At 71.1% G+C, this 16,648-nt stretch carries 13 protein-coding genes; 5 read left to right on the top strand and 8 right to left on the bottom strand.

Features of this window, described 5'->3' with window-relative positions; all coding sequences use genetic code 11:
• Nucleotides 1-18: 18 nt before the first annotated feature.
• The 3 genes from ACFPCV_RS36465 to ACFPCV_RS36455 are packed head-to-tail and all read right to left on the bottom strand — an operon-like array spanning nt 19 to nt 3,173.
• The gene (locus ACFPCV_RS36465) at nt 19-291 is read right to left on the bottom strand and encodes a DUF4342 domain-containing protein (protein ID WP_378061847.1); all 273 of its coding nucleotides are present in this window, start codon (nt 289-291) and stop codon (nt 19-21) included.
• Nucleotides 275-1,768: an FGGY-family carbohydrate kinase gene (locus ACFPCV_RS36460; RefSeq protein WP_378061845.1), complete on the bottom strand. Its 1,494-nt coding sequence runs from the start codon at nt 1,766-1,768 to the stop codon at nt 275-277. Before ACFPCV_RS36460 ends, ACFPCV_RS36465 begins: the two co-directional genes overlap by 17 nt.
• Entirely contained in the window at nt 1,761-3,173 is a 1,413-nt protein-coding gene (locus tag ACFPCV_RS36455) for an L-fucose/L-arabinose isomerase family protein (protein ID WP_378061844.1), read from the bottom strand. Before ACFPCV_RS36455 ends, ACFPCV_RS36460 begins: the two co-directional genes overlap by 8 nt.
• 168 nt (nt 3,174-3,341) lie before the next feature.
• Between ACFPCV_RS36455 and ACFPCV_RS36450 the strand changes: the two genes are divergently transcribed.
• A complete protein-coding gene (locus tag ACFPCV_RS36450; RefSeq protein ID WP_378061842.1) occupies nt 3,342-4,337 on the top strand; it encodes a LacI family DNA-binding transcriptional regulator in 996 nt (331 codons plus the stop codon).
• A 113-nt stretch (nt 4,338-4,450) separates the two neighbouring features.
• Here the strand turns inward: ACFPCV_RS36450 and ACFPCV_RS36445 are convergent, their stop codons facing one another.
• The 4 genes from ACFPCV_RS36445 to ACFPCV_RS36430 all read right to left on the bottom strand — a co-directional run bounded on the left by ACFPCV_RS36445 (nt 4,451) and on the right by ACFPCV_RS36430 (nt 10,586).
• Nucleotides 4,451-6,919 (bottom strand): glycoside hydrolase family 172 protein, encoded by a 2,469-nt coding sequence (locus ACFPCV_RS36445; RefSeq protein WP_378061840.1) that lies wholly within the window; start codon nt 6,917-6,919, stop codon nt 4,451-4,453.
• Nucleotides 6,919-7,923 (bottom strand): substrate-binding domain-containing protein, encoded by a 1,005-nt coding sequence (locus tag ACFPCV_RS36440; RefSeq protein WP_378061839.1) that lies wholly within the window; start codon nt 7,921-7,923, stop codon nt 6,919-6,921. Before ACFPCV_RS36440 ends, ACFPCV_RS36445 begins: the two co-directional genes overlap by 1 nt.
• A 51-nt stretch (nt 7,924-7,974) precedes the next feature.
• Complete coding sequence (locus ACFPCV_RS36435) at nt 7,975-8,943, bottom strand: ABC transporter permease (RefSeq protein ID WP_378061937.1); 969 nt, start codon at nt 8,941-8,943, stop codon at nt 7,975-7,977.
• A 74-nt stretch (nt 8,944-9,017) separates the two neighbouring features.
• Nucleotides 9,018-10,586: a sugar ABC transporter ATP-binding protein gene (locus tag ACFPCV_RS36430; protein ID WP_378061837.1), complete on the bottom strand. Its 1,569-nt coding sequence runs from the start codon at nt 10,584-10,586 to the stop codon at nt 9,018-9,020.
• Nucleotides 10,587-10,733: 147 nt separating this feature from the next.
• Between ACFPCV_RS36430 and ACFPCV_RS36425 the strand changes: the two genes are divergently transcribed.
• The 3 genes from ACFPCV_RS36425 (at nt 10,734) to ACFPCV_RS36415 (ending at nt 12,312) form a co-directional block, all read left to right on the top strand.
• Nucleotides 10,734-11,309, top strand: coding sequence for a DNA-binding protein (locus ACFPCV_RS36425; protein WP_378061836.1), 576 nt, complete (start codon nt 10,734-10,736; stop codon nt 11,307-11,309).
• 1 nt (nt 11,310) lies between these two features.
• Complete coding sequence (locus ACFPCV_RS36420) at nt 11,311-11,964, top strand: RES family NAD+ phosphorylase (RefSeq protein ID WP_378061835.1); 654 nt, start codon at nt 11,311-11,313, stop codon at nt 11,962-11,964.
• Between the two features lie 120 nt (nt 11,965-12,084).
• Nucleotides 12,085-12,312, top strand: a complete 228-nt coding sequence (locus ACFPCV_RS36415; protein WP_378061834.1) for a hypothetical protein — start codon at nt 12,085-12,087, stop codon at nt 12,310-12,312.
• A 4-nt stretch (nt 12,313-12,316) separates the two neighbouring features.
• On the opposite strand, the gene ACFPCV_RS36410 is transcribed toward ACFPCV_RS36415, so the two are convergent.
• Nucleotides 12,317-13,408: a TerC family protein gene (locus ACFPCV_RS36410; RefSeq protein ID WP_378061833.1), complete on the bottom strand. Its 1,092-nt coding sequence runs from the start codon at nt 13,406-13,408 to the stop codon at nt 12,317-12,319.
• Nucleotides 13,409-13,620: 212 nt separating this feature from the next.
• Here ACFPCV_RS36410 and ACFPCV_RS36405 point away from each other — a divergent pair, with 212 nt between their 5' ends.
• Entirely contained in the window at nt 13,621-16,623 is a 3,003-nt protein-coding gene (locus tag ACFPCV_RS36405; RefSeq protein WP_378061832.1) for an alpha/beta fold hydrolase, read from the top strand.
• Nucleotides 16,624-16,648 lie beyond the last annotated feature (25 nt).

The following is a 16,648-nucleotide window of genomic DNA, read 5'->3' as shown; positions in this document are numbered from 1 at the left end:
TGCCCATGCGGGGACGGCTCAGGATGCGGGCTCGTCCTCGGCGGGCACCACGCCCGGCTCGGTGTGTTCCACCTGGATCCGCCAGCCGCCTGCCAGGGCCAGCGCGCCGCCAGCCGCCATCAGCATCGGGAAGAACACCGCCGCCACGACGCCCGCGTTCACCGGGACGTCGAGGATCTTGCGGCCGGACTTGTCGGTCACCACCAACCGGCGGACGTTGCCCTCGCGGACCAGCTCGCCGATCCGGTCGACCAGCGCCTGGACCCCGGTGCCCTCAGCTTCGTGCCCCATCGTCGCCCCCACCTGACGCGTTCTGCTGTCCGGCCAGGAAGTGTGCCACGTCCGAGGTGGCCGGGTACAGCTCGCGGTACCGGGCGTAGAAGTCGTCGTAGACACCGGCACCGGAGGGGTGAACCACGTGGTCGTCCGGGTTCCAGCCGGTCACGTCGACCCCGGCCGCGCCGGCCGCCAGCATCGCGTCGCCGAGGCACGCGCCGACCGTCTCGGCGGGCACGACCTGCGCCGCGCCGGTCACGTCCGACACGATCCGCGTCCACAGCCCGCCCTGCGTGCCGCCGCCGACCGCGACCAGCCGCCGCGCCGGGCCACCGGCCGCGCGCATGACCTCCAGGTTGTGCCGCACCCCGTACGCGATGCCTTCGAGCGCCGCCCGGTACAGCTCCGCCCGCCCGTGCCCGAGCGTCAGCCCGGCGATGATCCCGCGTGCGTCCGGGTCGAAGATCGGTGTCCGCTCACCCGCGAAGTACGGCAGCAGCAACAGCCCTCTGCTCCCGGGCGGCACCCGCGCCGCCTCGGCCACCAGCGTCGCGAAGTCCGCGCCGACGAGCCTGCGCAGCCAGTCGGTGACCGCACCGGAGGTGGCCATGCCCGCGGCGAGCGACCACGTGCCAGGGTGCACGCCGCTCGTGGTCCACAGCGCGGGGTGCGGCGACGGGGCCGCGACCACCTGGACGAGGAACATCGTGGTGCCGTACATGACCATCACGTCACCGGGTTCGCGCACGCCGACGCTCGTCGCCTCGGCCCACGCGTCGACCGTGCCCGCGGTCACCGGCAGCCCTTCCGGCAGCCCGGTCTCCCGCGCGGCGGCCGAGGTGACCGTGCCGACGACCTCCGTCGGCCACGCCAGCTCCGGCAGCCGCAGCCCCGGCGCGACCACCGCGGCCCAGTCGTGTGCCCAGTCGAACGCCGTCTGGTCGTACATCGGGTCGCACTGGCTCGCCGAGTGGTGGTCGAGCACGTACCGCCCGGTCAGCCGGTGCACCAGGTAGGAGCTGGCCATGAGCAGCAGCTCGGTGTGCTCGTACACCTCGGGTTCGTGCCGCGCGAGCCACCGCAGCTTCGGCCCGACCGCCTGGCTGGAGAGCGGGGTGCCGCCGCGTCGCAGGATCTCCTCGGCACCCAGCTCTCCGGTCAGTTCCCCGATCTCCTCGGTGGCGCGCGTGTCGACGCCGTAGAGGATCGCGGGGCGCAGCGGTCTCCCCGTGCCGTCGGCGGGCAGCAGCACCGGGCCGATGCCGCTCACGGCGAGGCCCGCGATCCGGTGGCCGGTCGCCGTCAGCTCCCTGGTGAGCGCGAGGAAGTCGGCCCACCACACGCCGTCGGCGTCGTGCTCGGCCCAGCCGGGGCGCGGCGTGGCGGTGTCGTGCGCCCGGCTCGCGCGCGCGACGATCGCGCCGTCCGCGGTGACGAGCACGCCCTTGGAGCTGGCCGTGCCGATGTCGATCCCGCAGTAGACCTCAGCCACGGGCGAACTCGTCGAGGGTCACGTCGAGCAGTTCGCACACCGCCCGCAGCTCCGCCCGCCGGTCGCCGGGGACGGCGTGGATGTGGTTGGCGCCGAAGCGGGACAGGAACACCTCGGCGGGCGCGTCGAGCCGCGCGAACGCGTGCGGCCACTCCGGCGTCGACATCTTCGTCAGCGCTTCGGTGGTGGCGTCGTCGTAGTTCTCGAACTCGCCGAGCATGAGCTGCAGCCGGTAGCGGCCGTCGTTGCGGGTCAGCCGCGCGAGGGTCATCTGACCGGGTGCCGCGATGTGCTGCACGGACGCACCGCCCGCTGGGAAGAAGAACACCTCCGGGTACAGGTGCACCTTCGCGAGGTTCTCGGCCGGGTCGTCACTGCGGGCGGCGTACCAGGTGGCGTGCTGGCCGGAGTTGCACAGGTCCCAGATGTCCCGGTCGCCGTGGTAGTGCCGCACGTCGGCGAACAGCACCGGTGTGCGCGCGATGTGTTTGAGGATCTGCATGGTCAGCGCGCCGTCCATGTCCGCCTCGGTCGCGCACACGTGCGGTTCCTTGGGCCCGTTCCAGTCGTAGGGGTCGTTGAGGAACGCCTCCGCGATGTCCATGGTGGCGAAGTACTGGGTCAGCTCCGGCTGGCCCTTGATGCCGGTGAAGTCGAGGTGCCACTCGTCGATGAGCTCACGCATCGCCAGGTAGGAGCCGATCTGACGCTCCAGCAGCTCCTCGGTCAGCTTCCTGCCGTCGTAGTGCACGGTGGCGTGCTGCTCCAGCCACTGCCTGGCCCTGGTCTTCTCCGCCTGGTCGGCGGCATCGGCGCGGCGGACGATCTCCCACTGGTCGATCTCCTCGACGTCCACGCCGAACTGCTTCTGCCACTGGTCGGTGTTGGCGGTGGCGGTGTTCATGCCCATCGGGCGGCCGCCGATCCGGCCGAACGTCTGCCCGCGCAGCGCCCTGACCGCGGCCGCGGCGGTGGCGCGCACGCCGATGGCGGCGATCAGGTCGCTGTCCTCCGGGTCGCCCCACAGGCGGGTGTGTGCGCGGCCGACCTGGTCGAGCGCGCCTCCCGCGGCCAGCATGCCGACCATGCCGGGCTGGACCGGGTCGATGTTGGCGAGCAGCAGCAGCGGGCTGGTGAGCTGGCCCGCGGCGAGCATCGTGAAGTGCGGGAACGCCCACACGCAGTAGTGCAGCACGGTCAGGTCGACACCGGCGGCCTCGACCTCGCGGGCCACCGAGGTGGCGATGGTGTTCGCGGAGACCGGCTGCCGCGCGCGGACCACCTCGTGCCCGGCGGCTTCGAGCCCGCGGACCAACTTGTCCTCGCCCGCCAGGATGAACTCGGCGATGCCGCCGTGGACGTAGTCCCGCCCGTCCGAAATGTTGATCACGCCGATCCGGGCCACCGGTGTCCTCCTGCGTCGTTGAAGTCGGTCCCTGCGCTGCTCCGACAAGGCGCGACGCGCGGTGCGCACCTGTGGAGTAATCGTTTTCTCAGAAGCTATTCTTAGGCCCGGACCGTGTCAATAGCGGTCCGCGTAGGGTCTCGTCAGAGGCTGGAAGCGAGGCGGTAAGTGGCGACCATCAGTGACGTTGCCGAACTGGCCGGCGTGTCGACGGCGACGGTGTCCCGTGCGCTGAACGGCAAGTCCACAGTGGACCCCGAGTTGGCCGCGCGGGTGCTGGCGGCCGCCAGGGAGCTGGGCTACCAGCCCAACGGCCCCGCGCGGAACCTGCGACGCCAGGAGGCGGCCGTCCTCGCGCTCGTCATCAGCGACGTGGAGAACCCCTTCTTCACCGCGATCGCACGCGGCGTCGAGGACGTCGCGCACTCGGTCGGGTACTCGGTCGTGCTGTGCAACACCGACGAGGACGCGGTGAAGGAGCGCAAGTACGTCGACGTGGCGATCCAGGAACGGGTCGCGGGCGTGATCATCTCCCCCACGGCCACGGCGGCCGGGGTGGAACAGCTCACCCGGCGCGGCACCCCCGTGGTCGCGGTCGACCGCCCGCTGCCCGACCGCGAGTGCGACACCGTGCTGGTCGACACCAGGCTCGCGGCCAGGCAGGCGACCACCCACCTCGTCGAACAGGGCTACGGACGGATCGGCTGCGTCACCGGCCCGTCCGGGCTGCGCACGGCGGACGACCGCCTGGCCGGTTACCGTGACGCGCTCCGGTCGAGCAAGCAGCGCAGTTCACCACGCCTGGTGCGACGCACGGAGTTCAAGGCGGCCGGCGCACAGAAGGCGGCCGCGGACCTGTTCGCACAGGAGGAACCACCGGACGCGCTGCTGGTGGCCAACTCGGCGATGGCGATCGGCGTACTGGAGGCTCTGCGGGCCCACGCCCTGCGCCCCGGCCGCGACGTGGGCGTCGTCGCCTTCGACGACGTGCCGTGGGCGGGCCTGGTGGACCCGCCGATGACGGTCGTCGCCCAGCCCGCGTACGAGATCGGCACGGTCGCGGCACAGCTGCTGCTGGCCCGCATCGCCGACAACACCCGCGCCCCGACGACCACCACACTGGGCGCCCGCCTGATCGAACGCGGCAGCACCGTCCGCGCCTGACCTGCCCGCGACCGGGCGACTGGGTGCAGCGGTGCCATGCCCCGAAAGGCGCTTCCGGGACGTTCAACGTCCTGAAAGCGTCTTTCGGGGCATCGGCTGCTTCGCCGGGGCCCTCAGCCGCGGGACAGGACCCGGTAGGTGGCCGCCGACCAGGCGGGCCCGTCCGGCGCGGGCCGGATGGTCACGGTCACCGACGACTTCCCTCCGGTCGCCGACGCGGGTAGCTCGAAGCTGTCCTCCAGCCACCGCGAGTGGGTGTTGCCGAGCGGTTGCAGCCACTCGCCGACGCGCTTGCCGTTCACCAGTACCGTCGCGCGCTGGTATGCCGCGTTCTGGTCCCCCAGCCGCAGCAACCGGACGCCCTTGTTGTCGCGTGCCATCTCGACCGTGAACGACACCTCGCCCGTCGCCGTGGTGACGTCCCTGGTCACCGGAGTGGTGTCGCCCCGGCCCTCGAACGTCGAGGTGAGCGGTCCCCGGGTCTCACCGGCCGCCTCGTACCCGTGTGCGGCGCGGCTCTCGTCGGACGTGGCGTCCACCGCGTCGGTCTCGGTCAGCGACTTCCCGGTGGTGCCGTACCAGTACGCGGTCGAGCTGTAGTCCGCCGGCTCGTTGTCCGCCGGGCCGTGCTCGATGTCGAAGCGCAGGGACGCGCCGAAGGACACCGCGTCGGCGACCATCAGCCGGTAGGCCCCCGTGCAGTCGTACCGGCAGCCGTCGCCGTCCAGCTCGTAGGCCGGGTTGCCGGCCTCCGGCATGACGAACGTCGTGCCGTCACGGAAGTACCAGCCGGACTCGTAGAAGTCCTCGCTGCCGGTGCCGTACAGCGTCGGGCTCGCCGCGCCGTCGACGTACACGGTCTCGTCGCCCTCCAGGTAGTTGCGGCGGTTACCGGCCGGGATGTTGCCGCGCATCGAGTGCGTCACGCCGTAGAACACCCCGGTGCCCTCGGCCTCCAGGAAGTTCCACGACCGGTCCGGCACCGTGTCGCCGCGCCGGTGCGTGGCGTTGAAGTAGCCGAGGCGGCCCGACGACAACCCGCCCGCCACCGCGCGGTCCCGCGCCGAGGTCACCTCGACGACGGCACCCGTGATCGGCACGCCACTGCCGTTGACCAGCTCGAACGTCGCCGAGCGGCCGTAGGGCATCGGCCACCACGCGGTGTACCAGCCCTCCGCCGTCGCGTCGATCGACGAGAACAGGGTGCGGGTGTCGTACTCGCCGATGCCGGAGCCGAAGAACTCGCCGACCGGTGCGTCCACAGTGGTCCTGCCGTCGAACGTGGCTCGCAGCCGCGCGCCTTCCAGCAGCGCGTCGGACCGCGTCACCTGCGCGGGGTCGGCCGGGTAGCGGTACACCCGCGTGCCTTCCCAGCTCTGGTTGCGGATCGTGTACCCGTGCGCCTCCTCCTCGCCGTCGTGGCCGGGGCCGAGGTCCAGCACGTCGGTACGGGTCCATGTGTCCCCGAGCCGGGAGTGCACGTCGTAGCGGAACTCGTTGACATCCAGCGCCGAGGACACGTACTCGACGCCGACCTTCAGCGACGACTTGCCCCTCGCCACCGCGGCAGGCACGTCGATCACCTGGTCGACCCACTGCCCGTTCCGCACCGGTCCACTGTCGACGGTGCCGATCTCCCTGCCGTCGACGGTGATCCGCGCGACCTGGTTGGCGATCACCGGGTCGACGCGGCGGGTGAGCCGCACCCCGTTGTTGTTCCTGTCCACGGCCACGGTGAACGCGCTGCTGCCACCGGCGCCGAACGCGCGGCCGTCGTTGCCGACCCGCGGGCTCGCCACCACCTCGGGCAGCCGCACCCGCACCTGCGACACCCAGCCGGAGCCGGACAGCGACGCGACCGAAGCGGCCGCACCAGGCGCGACGTCACCGGAGAACCGCTGCGCCCCGGCGCCCGGCAGCGCGGGTTTCGGGTCACGGACACCGAAGCCCCGCAACCGGTTCACCACGTCCTGCGCCGCGTCGCGTGGGTTGAACGTGGTCACGCCGCGCGCGTCGGGGAACTCGCGGTAGGTGACGTGGTAGAAGAACGGGTCCTTCTGCACGGTGACCCGCATCGACTCCCGGTAGGGCATCGGCACCTTGATCACCGAGCCGCCCGCGGTGTCGTCGCCGTTGCCGACCAGCGGCCACACGAACGGCGCACCCGCCCTGCCGTCGACGAGTTCCTGCAGCAGCTCGTCGACAACGACACGGCCGTCCAGCTCGACCCTGATGCGTCCGTTGTGGACCATCGAGCCGTAGTCGCGGGTGAACCACATCGAATCGATCTCACCCGCGCCCCGGCGTTCGGCGATCACACAGCCGTCGGAGGAGTGGCGCAGGCACGAGTAGGTGTTGTCGAAACCGTCGTCGTTGCCGCCGGTCCGGTCGTAGCTGGAGAACTGCCGCACCTGGCTGTCCTGGCGCAGCTGGGCGGCGGCCGTGAGGTCGCGGTAGGTCTGCCAGCCGACCGGGCCCCTGGCGGACAGCACGTCCTGTGTGGACGGATCGGCGGGCGCGGCCGGCGCCGTCACGAAGGCGGCGGCGCCGAGCACGGCCGCGAGCACGATTCTGCCGCGCATCAGCTGTTGGCCTCGTTGTAGACGGTGGCCGCGTTGTCGACGGTGATCAGCTCCGTCTCCAGCGTCTGCTCCTTCGGCACGGCCTGGCAGTCGACGAGCAGCTTCTTGGCCGTGTCGACGGCTTCCCGGCCACCGGTCGGGTAGATCAGCGTGGCCGACAGCCGCCCCTGCTCGACCGCCTTGAGACCGCCGGACGGGATCGGCAGGCCGTCGATACCGATGAACTTCATGTTCTTCTCGATGCCCGCGGCCTTCGCGGCGAGGTACGCACCCTCGGCCATCGGGTCGTTGTGCGCGTACAGCACCTGGATGTCCGGGTGCGCCTTGAACAACGCGTCGGCCTGCGACTGGCCCTTCTCCCGCAGCCAGTCACCGTCGACGCTCTGGACGATCTCGATGTCCTTGCCCTCGATGCCCGCACGGAACCCGTCACCACGCTCCTTGGCCGGGGTCGAGCCGGCCAGACCGCGGATCTCACCGACCTTGCCGCCGTCGGGGAGCAGCGTCGAGGCCACGTACTCGCCCGCCGTGCGGCCGATCTCCACGTTGTCCGCGCCGATCCAGGTGGTGTAGGCGTCGCCGTCGACCTTGCGGTCCAGCACGATCACCGGGATGCCCTTGTTGTAGGCCTTCGCCACCACCGACGTCAGCGGTGTCGCCTCGTTCGGGCTGATGATCAGCAGGTCGATCTGCTTGGTGAGGAAGTTCTCCACATCGGACACCTGTTTGGCGTTGTCCTGCTGCGCGTCGGCGAACTCCACGCTGAACTGCGGCACCTCCGCCGCGGCGGCCTTGATGTCGTCGTCCATCCGCTGCCGGTACGGCTCGGCGACGTTGGCCTGGCTCATGCCGATCGTGTACTTGCCGTCGGGACCACCGCACTCGCTCTCCTGCGCTCCCGCGTTCCCCTGCCCGCTGTTCTCGCTGGTCGTTCCACATGCGACGGACAGGCTTAACGCGGTGGCCGCGGTGAGCACGGCGGCCACGGCACGACGACGGGCCATGTCGGATCCTCTTTTCGTTGTGTGACAGACGGTGTGTGGCAGTGCGATGTGTCAGACGCTGGGCCGCAGGCGTTGCAGCCCGGCCGCGACGACGATGACGAGCCCCTTGACGAGCAGCTGGACGTTCGGGTCCACACCGTGGAGGCCGAGGAAGTTGTTGAGCACACCGAGGAGCAGCGCGCCGGCGACCGTGCCGACGACCGAGCCCCGGCCACCCATCAGGCTGGTGCCGCCGATGACGACGGCCGCGATCGCGTCCAGCTCGTAGCCGAACCCGTCGTTGGGGCTGCCCTGGTTGAGCTGGCCGGCGTGCACGATGCCGGCCAGTGCCGCCAGGAACCCGCAGATGCAGAACACGGTGATCTTCACGCGGGTCACCGGAACCCCGGAGAGCCGCGCGGCCTTCTCGTTGCCGCCGATCGCGTACACGTGCCGGGCGAACGCGCTGGTGCGCAGGAACACGATCGCGACGACCGCGACCACCACGAAGATCAGCGCGGGAATCGGCACGATCCCGTTGAACGTGCGCTCCCCCAGCAGCGAGAACGCCACCGGCGCCTCACCAGGCCCCTCGCCGTACGCGATGGCCACCCCCTGCCCGCCCGACCAGATGCGGGCGATCCCCCTGGCGATCTGCATGCCCGCGAGCGTCACGATGAACGCCTGTATGCCGAACAGTGCGGACGCGAGCCCTTGCAGGAAGCCGAAGAACAGCCCGATCAGCAGCACGATCACGACGGTGGCGGCGACGCCGAAGTCGTCGTTCACCATCAGCACTGCCGAGCCGACCGCGGCGAGCCCGAGCACCGCGCCGACGGACAGGTCGATGCCGCCGACGAGGATCACGAACGTCATCCCGACCGCCATGATCCCGATCTCGGACATCGCGCGGACGACGTTGGCGAGGTTGTCGGCGTCGAGGAACAGCAGCTCCCCGTTGTGCCGCGGCGAGAACACCACGGCCACGACGAACACCGCGACCAGCCCGAACAGGCTCTGGAAGCGGAACAGCGTGGACACGAAGTCCGTGCGCGTCCTCCGCTGCGACGGCGGTTCCGGGTCGGCACCGGCCTGCTTCGTGGTCACCTCGCCGCTCACGCCTCTCCTCCCGGAACATCCACCGCCAGTGCCGCGCCGCCCTCGCCCATCGACGCGGCCAGCAGGTCGGCCTCACCCGCCTGCCTCGTGTCCAGCTCACGCACGCTGCGCCCGCCCGACAGCACCACCACCCGGTCACACACGCCGACCAGCTCCGCCAGCTCCGACGACGCGAGCAGCACCCCGATCCCCTGCTGCGCCGCCTCGCCGAGCAGTTGGTAGATCTCCGCCTTCGCGCCGACGTCCACCCCTCTGGTCGGCTCGTCGAGCAGCAGCAGCACCGGCTCGGTCAGCAGCATCCGGCCGAACACCACCTTCTGCTGGTTGCCGCCCGACAGCGTGCCGACCGCGTCGCCGATCGAGCCGAGCTTGACCTTCAGCTCCGACACGATCCGCCGCACCGCACCGTGCTCCCGCGCCCTCGGCACGAACCCGGCGGTGCCGATCCGGTCCACGATGGACAACACGGTGTTCGCGGTCACCGAGTGCTCCAGCGAAAGGCCCGCGACCCGCCGGTCCTCCGGCACGAGCGCCATGCCCGCGCGCACCGAATGCCGCGCGCCGCGCGGGTGGAAAGGCTTGCCGCGGAACAGGATCTCGCCACGCAGTGTCCCGGCCGGGCCCGCGCCGTACAGGGTCTCGAGCAGCTCCGTGCGTCCCGAACCGAGCAGCCCGCCCACGCCGACGATCTCGCCGCGCCGGACGGTGAGGCTGATGCCGTCGGGTTCCCGCCGCCCGGACCGCTCCCGTCTGGGGGTCAGCACGAGGTCGGTGACCCGCAGGATCTCCTCGCCGGGATCGACGTCGCGGGTGCGGAACATGGTTTGCACCGGTCTGCCGACCATGGCCTCAGCCGCGGCCTCGGCGGTCAGCTCGCGGGCGTCGAACCCGGCGACCACGGCACCGTTGCGCAGCACGGTCGCCCGGTCGGCGATGCGGCCGATCTCGTCCATGCGGTGGGAGATGTAGACGATCCCGACACCCGACCTGCGCAGCTCGGAGATCACCGTGAACATCTGCTCGACCTCGGCCGACGAGAGCGCGGACGTCGGCTCGTCCATGATCAGGACCTTGGCGGAAAGCGACAGCGCCTTGGCGATCGTCACCAGCTGCTGCTCGCCGGTGCGCAGCTCGCCGACCGGTCTGCGCGGGTCGAGCGCGACACCGCACCGCTCCAGGAGCCCCCTGGTCACCTGGTTCATGCGGCGCCGGTCGACCGTGCGCAGCCGGGTCCGCACCTCGCGGCCGAGGAAGATGTTCTCCGCCACCGAGAGGGCGGGTACGAGGTCCAGTTCCTGGTGGATCATCGCGACGCCCGCGCGCTGTGCGTCGGCAGGCGCGGTGAAGCGCACCGGCTCACCGTTGATCGAGACCGTGCCGTCGTGGTCGGTGACGTCGCCGGACAGGATCTTCATGAGCGTCGACTTGCCCGCGCCGTTCTCGCCGAGCAGCGCGTGCACCTCACCGGCTCGCACCGTGAGGTGGATGTCGCGGCAGGCGCGCACACCGCCGTACGACTTGCTGATGCCGATCATCTCGACCAGCGGGCTGACAGCGTTGTCCATGCTCCCTCGTCGCCAGTCTTCAGCGTCTGGGAAATCGATTACCCGAGACGCTAGGGGCGGGGCAGGACCGTGTCAAGGGGCACACTCACCACCGCTCACACGGGTGCCGTGCGCACGTTCGCGCACGGCCGTGCTAGCCTGAAGGGTATGTCTGCTCTGCGGTCCGCCCTTGCGCGTGCCGGGCTGCGCGTGGAGGCGGACGAGTTTCTCGCACTGGTCGAGGACGCCGCCAAGCGGCTCTCCCCCCTCGACCCGCGCCCGGCCGACTACTTCACCGCCGAGCAGCGCACCGCGCTCACCTCGGTGGGGCTGGACCTCGCGCCGCAACGGCGGGGCGAACGGGACGTGCGTGCCCGGACGGTCGCCCTGCAGGCGGTCCTGCGCGACACCGCGCTGACCGTGGCCGGCGCGGCGGAACGGATCGGCGTCGACGCCAGCCGGATCCGGCACCGGCTCGCGGCGGGCCAACTCGTCGGATGGAAGGACCGCGGCGGCTGGCGGCTGCCGGTGTGGCAGTTCACCGACGACGACGTCCTGCCCGGCCTCGCGACCGTGCTCGCCGAGGTGCCGGCCGACCAGCCCGCGCTGGTGGTGGCCGCGTTCATGACCACGCCGCAGGCCGCGCTCGGCGATCCGCCGGTGGCGCCGAGGGAGTGGCTGATGGCAGGCGGGGCACCGGAGAAGATCGCCCGGCTCGTTTCGGTACTGGGGACGCCTGCCTGACGTGTCCCGACTCCCCCTGCCCCCTTCGCCCGCCGTGCTGCGCGCGCGTCTGCGCCCGCACGAGGACGTCGTCGCGCTGCCGACCTCCACCCGGCTCGTCCGGGTGTTCGTCGCCGCGGGCGCGCACCAACAGCGGTGGAACACCTTCCGCCACACCGGTCCGCTGCCGCACGCCAGGTTCGACCCGCACCCGCCGCCCCCGAACGGCGGCGTGGTCGCCGCGGCCGGGCACGGCGTGCTGTACTTCGGCCTGTCCGTGCGGACCTCCATCGCCGAGGTGTTCCAGGCCTCGTCCATCGTGGACCGCTCGACGCGGCGGCCGCACCTCGCCGTGTTCGCTCCGGTCCGCCCGCTGCGACTGCTCGACCTCTGCGGCCTCTGGCCGACCAGGGCAGGCGCGTCGCAGGAGATCTCCAGCGGCCCGAAGGACATCACGCAGGCATGGGCGCGGGCGATCCGCGACGCGTTCGGAGACCTCGACGGGCTGTGGTACCGCTCGTCGATGGACTCCGGCGACCCGGCGGTCTGCCTGTGGGACCCGCCGGCAGGCGACGCGATGCCGCTGACGCCGGAGGTGCTGCTGCCGCTGGACTACCCGGGCCTCGACCTGCCGCTGGCCCGCATCTGCGACTCGCTCAACTACGTACTCAACTGAGGGTGGAGCCGGGGTGGCCCCTCGGTGGAATCCGGGTCGTCCCCGGGTGTTTCGAAGACGCCGCGAACTTACCGTAAGGATCGAGCCGGCTCGTGAGTCACATCACACAAGGAGGTCGTGATGAACGAGTCAACCGAAAGACCCGAGAACATGCCGAACCGCCCGCGTGTGTGGCTGGTCGGCCGGATCGGGAACACCCCCGGCCCAGCCGACCTGCCCGCCGTCCGGGACACCTGGTTGCGCACCTGGCTGCCCGGTGCCGACGGGATCTACCACACCGCGGACGGCAGGCACCACGCCACCTGGGCCGAGTTGCACGCGCGGTGCGACCTCGTCGAGGTGGCGTGATCGGTCACCTGCCCGTCGTCCGGTCGGTGGCGGTGTCACCGGCCTCGAGCGGCGGCCGGTCGGTCTCCGTCAACTCGCCCCGTTCGATGTCGGAGGCGATCGCCGAGGGTGACTCCGCCTTCCGTCCGTCCCTGCGGGTCTTCATCAGGCTCGCGACGGCGGTGATGAACAGGACGCCGATGATCACCGACAGGGACAGCGGGATGCCGATGGTCGGCACGTTGAGGTGCTCGCCGCCGTTGATGAACGACAGCGTGTTGGTGTGGAGCGCCTCGAGGATCATCTTCACGCCGATGAAGCCGAGGATGACCGCGAGCCCGATCGACAGGTAGACAAGGCGCCGCAGCAGGCCGCCGAGCAGGAAGTACAGCTGGCGGAGGCCCATCAGCGCGAACGCGTTGGCCGCGAAGACCAGGAACGGCTCCTTGGTGAGGCCGAAGATGGCCGGGATCGAGTCGACCGCGAACATGATGTCCGCCGAGCCGATCGCGATCATCACGATGAACATCGGCGTCGCGAAGCGCTTGCCGTCGATCTTCGTGAACACTTTCGAGTGGTGGTATTCGTCGGTGACGGGGAAGAGCTTGCGGGCCAGCTTCGTGACCCGGTTCTCCTCGTAGTCCTCGCCGTCGTCGTGGCCGATGCCCGAGCCGGACAGCTTGACCGCCGTGTAGACGAGGAACGCGCCGAACACGTAGAACACCCAGCTGAACTCGGAGATCGCCGCCGCGCCGATGGCGATGAAGATGCCCCGGAAGACCAGCGCGAGCAGGATGCCGACGAGCAGGACCTTGTGCTGGTGGATGGACGGCACCTTGAAGGCCGACATGATCACCAGGAAGATGAACAGGTTGTCCACCGAGAGGGAGTACTCGGTGATGTACCCCGCGAAGTACTCGCCTGCGTGGGTGCCGCCGGAGAACATCCAGATGCCGATGCCGAACAGCACCGCGCAGGCGACGTAGAAGGTGACCCAGCGAGCCGCCTCACCGACACCGACCTCGTGCGGCTTGCGGTCGACGATCACCAGGTCGATCGCAAGTAGCACGAGGAGGCCGCCGATGGTGGCAAACCAGATCCACACGGGAACGCTCATCCAATGAACCTCCGGTTCAACGGTTCTTACCGACAACCGGAGGTCTCTTCCGCGGGCCACATGGCCAGCCGGGGGCGCCGGGCCCTGCCTATTACCCAGGTCCGTGTTGACGACGCCGCCGCGAAGGAATACTCCCCTCCAACACAGCCATTGTGGTGGTCACGATCGAAACGCACCAGTCAGGCCGGGTTGTCGAACATCACATTCGGGCGATGCGGACGAAACGGTCGGGGGTTCTCAGCTCCTCTCAGGAACCGTCCAATACGTTGCTCAGCGTGCCCCGTATTCCACGTCCTCAACCTCGGTGGGTCGCCGCCGGACTGGTCGCCGTCCTCGCCGCCGCCGGTGGCCTCGTCTGGCTGAACAGTGGCGACGACCCGGCCCAGGTCCAGACCCGAGAGCTGACGCTGACCGGCGCCCAGGGTCCAGGCGACCCGGCCGCCGTCCGGCTCGACGCCACGCTGTACCTGCCGGAGGAGACACCCGCGCCCGCGGTCATCGTGGCGCACGGGTTCGGCGGCTCGAAGGAGAGCGTGGACGGCGACGCGCGTGAGCTGGCGCAACGCGGGTTCGTCGCGCTCGCCTACTCCGCGCGCGGGTTTGGCCGCAGCGAGGGGCAGATCGGGCTGAACTCGCCCCGGTACGAGGTCGCGGACGCGTCGAAGCTCGTCGACTGGCTCGGCGAACAGCCCGAGGTCACCCAGGACGGCGACGGCGACCCGAAGGTCGGCGTGACCGGCGGCTCCTACGGCGGTTCGCTGTCGCTGCTGCTCGCGGGCACCGACAAACGCGTCGACGCGCTGGCGCCCTCGATCACCTACAACGACCTCAGCCAGGCGCTGCTGCCCAACTCGGCCACCACCGGCGACACGGTCCCCGGCACGCCGGCGGCCAACGCGTTCGCAGACGACGGCGTGTTCAAGCGGTCATGGGCCGGCATCTTCTTCGCCTCCGGCGCGGGCGGCGGCGGGCTCGCCGACCCGAGAGCGGACGCGGTGGAGGAAGGCGACGAGGACGACGACATCGACCTGCCGTCGGGCAACACGGGTGGTACCGACGCGGGCGGCGACGGCGACACCGACAGCGGCGCCGGTGCGGACGGTGGGGCCGACGGTGCGACCGCGGGTGCCGCGACGGCCGGGCAGCCGGGCGCCGGGCAGCAGAGCGGGAACCCGTGCGGGAAGTTCCGCCCCGAGTTCTGCGCGGCCTACGCCGAGGTGGCGACCACCGGCCGGGCGAGCGAGCAGACCGTGGAACTGCTGCGGTCGGTGTCCCCCATGCAGGTCACCAAGAACATCACCCAGCCGACGATGCTGGTGCAGGGCGAGCAGGACACGCTGTTCGGTCTCGACCAGGCCGACGCCAACGCCAGGCAGATCGCCGAGGCGGGCGGCAAGGTGAAGGTCGTCTGGTACACCGGCGGGCACGACGGCGGCCGGCCGGGCCCCGAACTGCGTGGTGAGATCGCCGACTGGTTCGACTTCCACCTCCGCGGCCAGGGCAGCGACCCCGGCGAGGGGCTGTCGTACGCGGTGCAGGGCGCGCTGCGGGTGCAGGGCGCCCCTTCGGTGCGGACCGTCAGCACCGACGCCTACCCCGGCCTCGACGGCAACGCCGCGACCGAGCGCAGGAGCGTGCCGGTCTTCGGCGAGGAGCAGACGATCGTCAACCCGCCGGGCGGCAACCCGGCGTCGGTGAGCAGCCTGCCGGGGCTCGGCTCGATCATCGGCAGCTCGTCGCGGCTGGTCGGCCGGGTGTCGATCGACCTGCCGGGACAGGCGGCGCGGTTCCAGAGCAGGCCGCTGGACTCGCAGTTGCTGATCGCGGGGGCCAGCACCGTGCGGCTGCGGGTGGCCGCGGTCCCCGGCGCGGCGCCGCCGGCCACGGAAGGCGCGGTGCTGTTCGCGAAGCTGTACGACGTGAGTCCCGACGGCGTCCGGGTCCTGCCGGGCTCCGCGGTGTCGCCGTTCCGGATCCCGGCGCTGCCCGCGGACGGCTCGCCGGTCGAGGTGACCGTGACACTGCCGGGCATCGTCCGGCCCGTCGAGACCGACCGGACCATCGAGCTGGTGGTCAGCACCACCGACCAGGCGTACGCGCCGTCCACGCAGGCGGCGGCCTACCGGGTGGCGGTCGTCGACGGAACGGCCGTCGAGGCGCCGGTCGTGTCCGGCACGCGCTCGGACAGCGGCCCGCCGGCCGGCCCGATGATCGGCATCGCGGTGGTGCTCGGCCTGGTCGTGGCCGCGGCGATCTGGGGTGCGATCCGCAGGCGCCGGTCGACCGACCTGGATCCCGGCCTGGTGGACGTGCCGCTGGTGATCGAGGGGCTGTCGAAGAAGTACCCGGGTGGCGTGACCGCGGTCGACGACCTGTCGTTCCGCGTCGAGGCCGGCCAGGTGCTGGGTCTCCTCGGGCCGAACGGCGCGGGCAAGACCACGTCGCTGCGGATGCTGATGGGCCTGATCCAGCCGAGCGACGGCAACATCCGGGTGTTCGGGCACAAGGTGTACTCCGGTGCGCCGGTGCTGTCCCGGATCGGCTCGTTCGTCGAGGGCGCCGGGTTCCTGCCGCACCTGTCCGGGCGGGAGAACCTGGAGCTGTACTGGGCGGCGACCGGCAGGCCGCCGGACAGGGCGCACATCGAGGAGGCCCTGGAGATCGCGGGCCTCGGCAAGGCGGTGCACCGGCGGGTGCGGACCTACAGCCAGGGCATGCGGCAGCGGCTCGCGATCGCGCAGGCCATGCTCGGCCTGCCCGACCTGCTGGTGCTCGACGAACCGACCAACGGGCTGGACCCGCCACAGATCCACCAGATGCGGGCCGTGCTGCGGCGGTACGCGTCGACCGGCCGGACCGTGGTGGTCTCCTCGCACCTGCTCGCCGAGGTGGAGCAGACCTGTGACCACGTGGTGGTCATGCACCAGGGCAGGCTGGTCGCGTCTGGCGAGGTCGAGGAGATCGTCGGCGGCAGCGGCGAGGCGACGTTCCGGGTGGACCGTCCGGCGGAGGCCGCCGAGGTGCTGCGCGCGGTGGACGGCGTGGACGGCGTCGAGGTGGACGGCAACCAGGTCCACGCGGACCTCGACGGCCTGCCCCGCGCCGAGGCGCTGGCCAAGCTGGTCGGCGCGGGTGTCGCGGTGGAACAGGCAGGCCCCCGGCGCAGGCTCGAGGACGCGTTCCTGCAGCTGGTCGGAGAGGAGACGTCCCGGTGACCGAGGTGAACGAGGCGCGTGAGAG

It is taken from the genome of Actinophytocola glycyrrhizae, from assembly GCF_042653545.1.
In the GTDB taxonomy this organism is placed as follows: domain Bacteria; phylum Actinomycetota; class Actinomycetes; order Mycobacteriales; family Pseudonocardiaceae; genus Actinophytocola; species Actinophytocola glycyrrhizae.
Note: the sequence above shows the minus strand (reverse complement) of the source record. Positions and strands in the feature narration are given on the sequence as shown.

Coding starts and splice junctions, on each gene's coding strand:
- ACFPCV_RS36440 (WP_378061839.1), bottom strand. CDS start 7,923: ATGGCCCGTCGTCGTGCCGTGGCCGCCGTGCTCACCGCGGCCACCGCG.
- ACFPCV_RS36425 (WP_378061836.1), top strand. CDS start 10,734: ATGTCTGCTCTGCGGTCCGCCCTTGCGCGTGCCGGGCTGCGCGTGGAG.
- ACFPCV_RS36405 (WP_378061832.1), top strand. CDS start 13,621: ATGCGGACGAAACGGTCGGGGGTTCTCAGCTCCTCTCAGGAACCGTCC.
- ACFPCV_RS36415 (WP_378061834.1), top strand. CDS start 12,085: ATGAACGAGTCAACCGAAAGACCCGAGAACATGCCGAACCGCCCGCGT.
- ACFPCV_RS36445 (WP_378061840.1), bottom strand. CDS start 6,919: ATGCGCGGCAGAATCGTGCTCGCGGCCGTGCTCGGCGCCGCCGCCTTC.
- ACFPCV_RS36410 (WP_378061833.1), bottom strand. CDS start 13,408: ATGAGCGTTCCCGTGTGGATCTGGTTTGCCACCATCGGCGGCCTCCTC.
- ACFPCV_RS36465 (WP_378061847.1), bottom strand. CDS start 291: ATGGGGCACGAAGCTGAGGGCACCGGGGTCCAGGCGCTGGTCGACCGG.
- ACFPCV_RS36430 (WP_378061837.1), bottom strand. CDS start 10,586: ATGGACAACGCTGTCAGCCCGCTGGTCGAGATGATCGGCATCAGCAAG.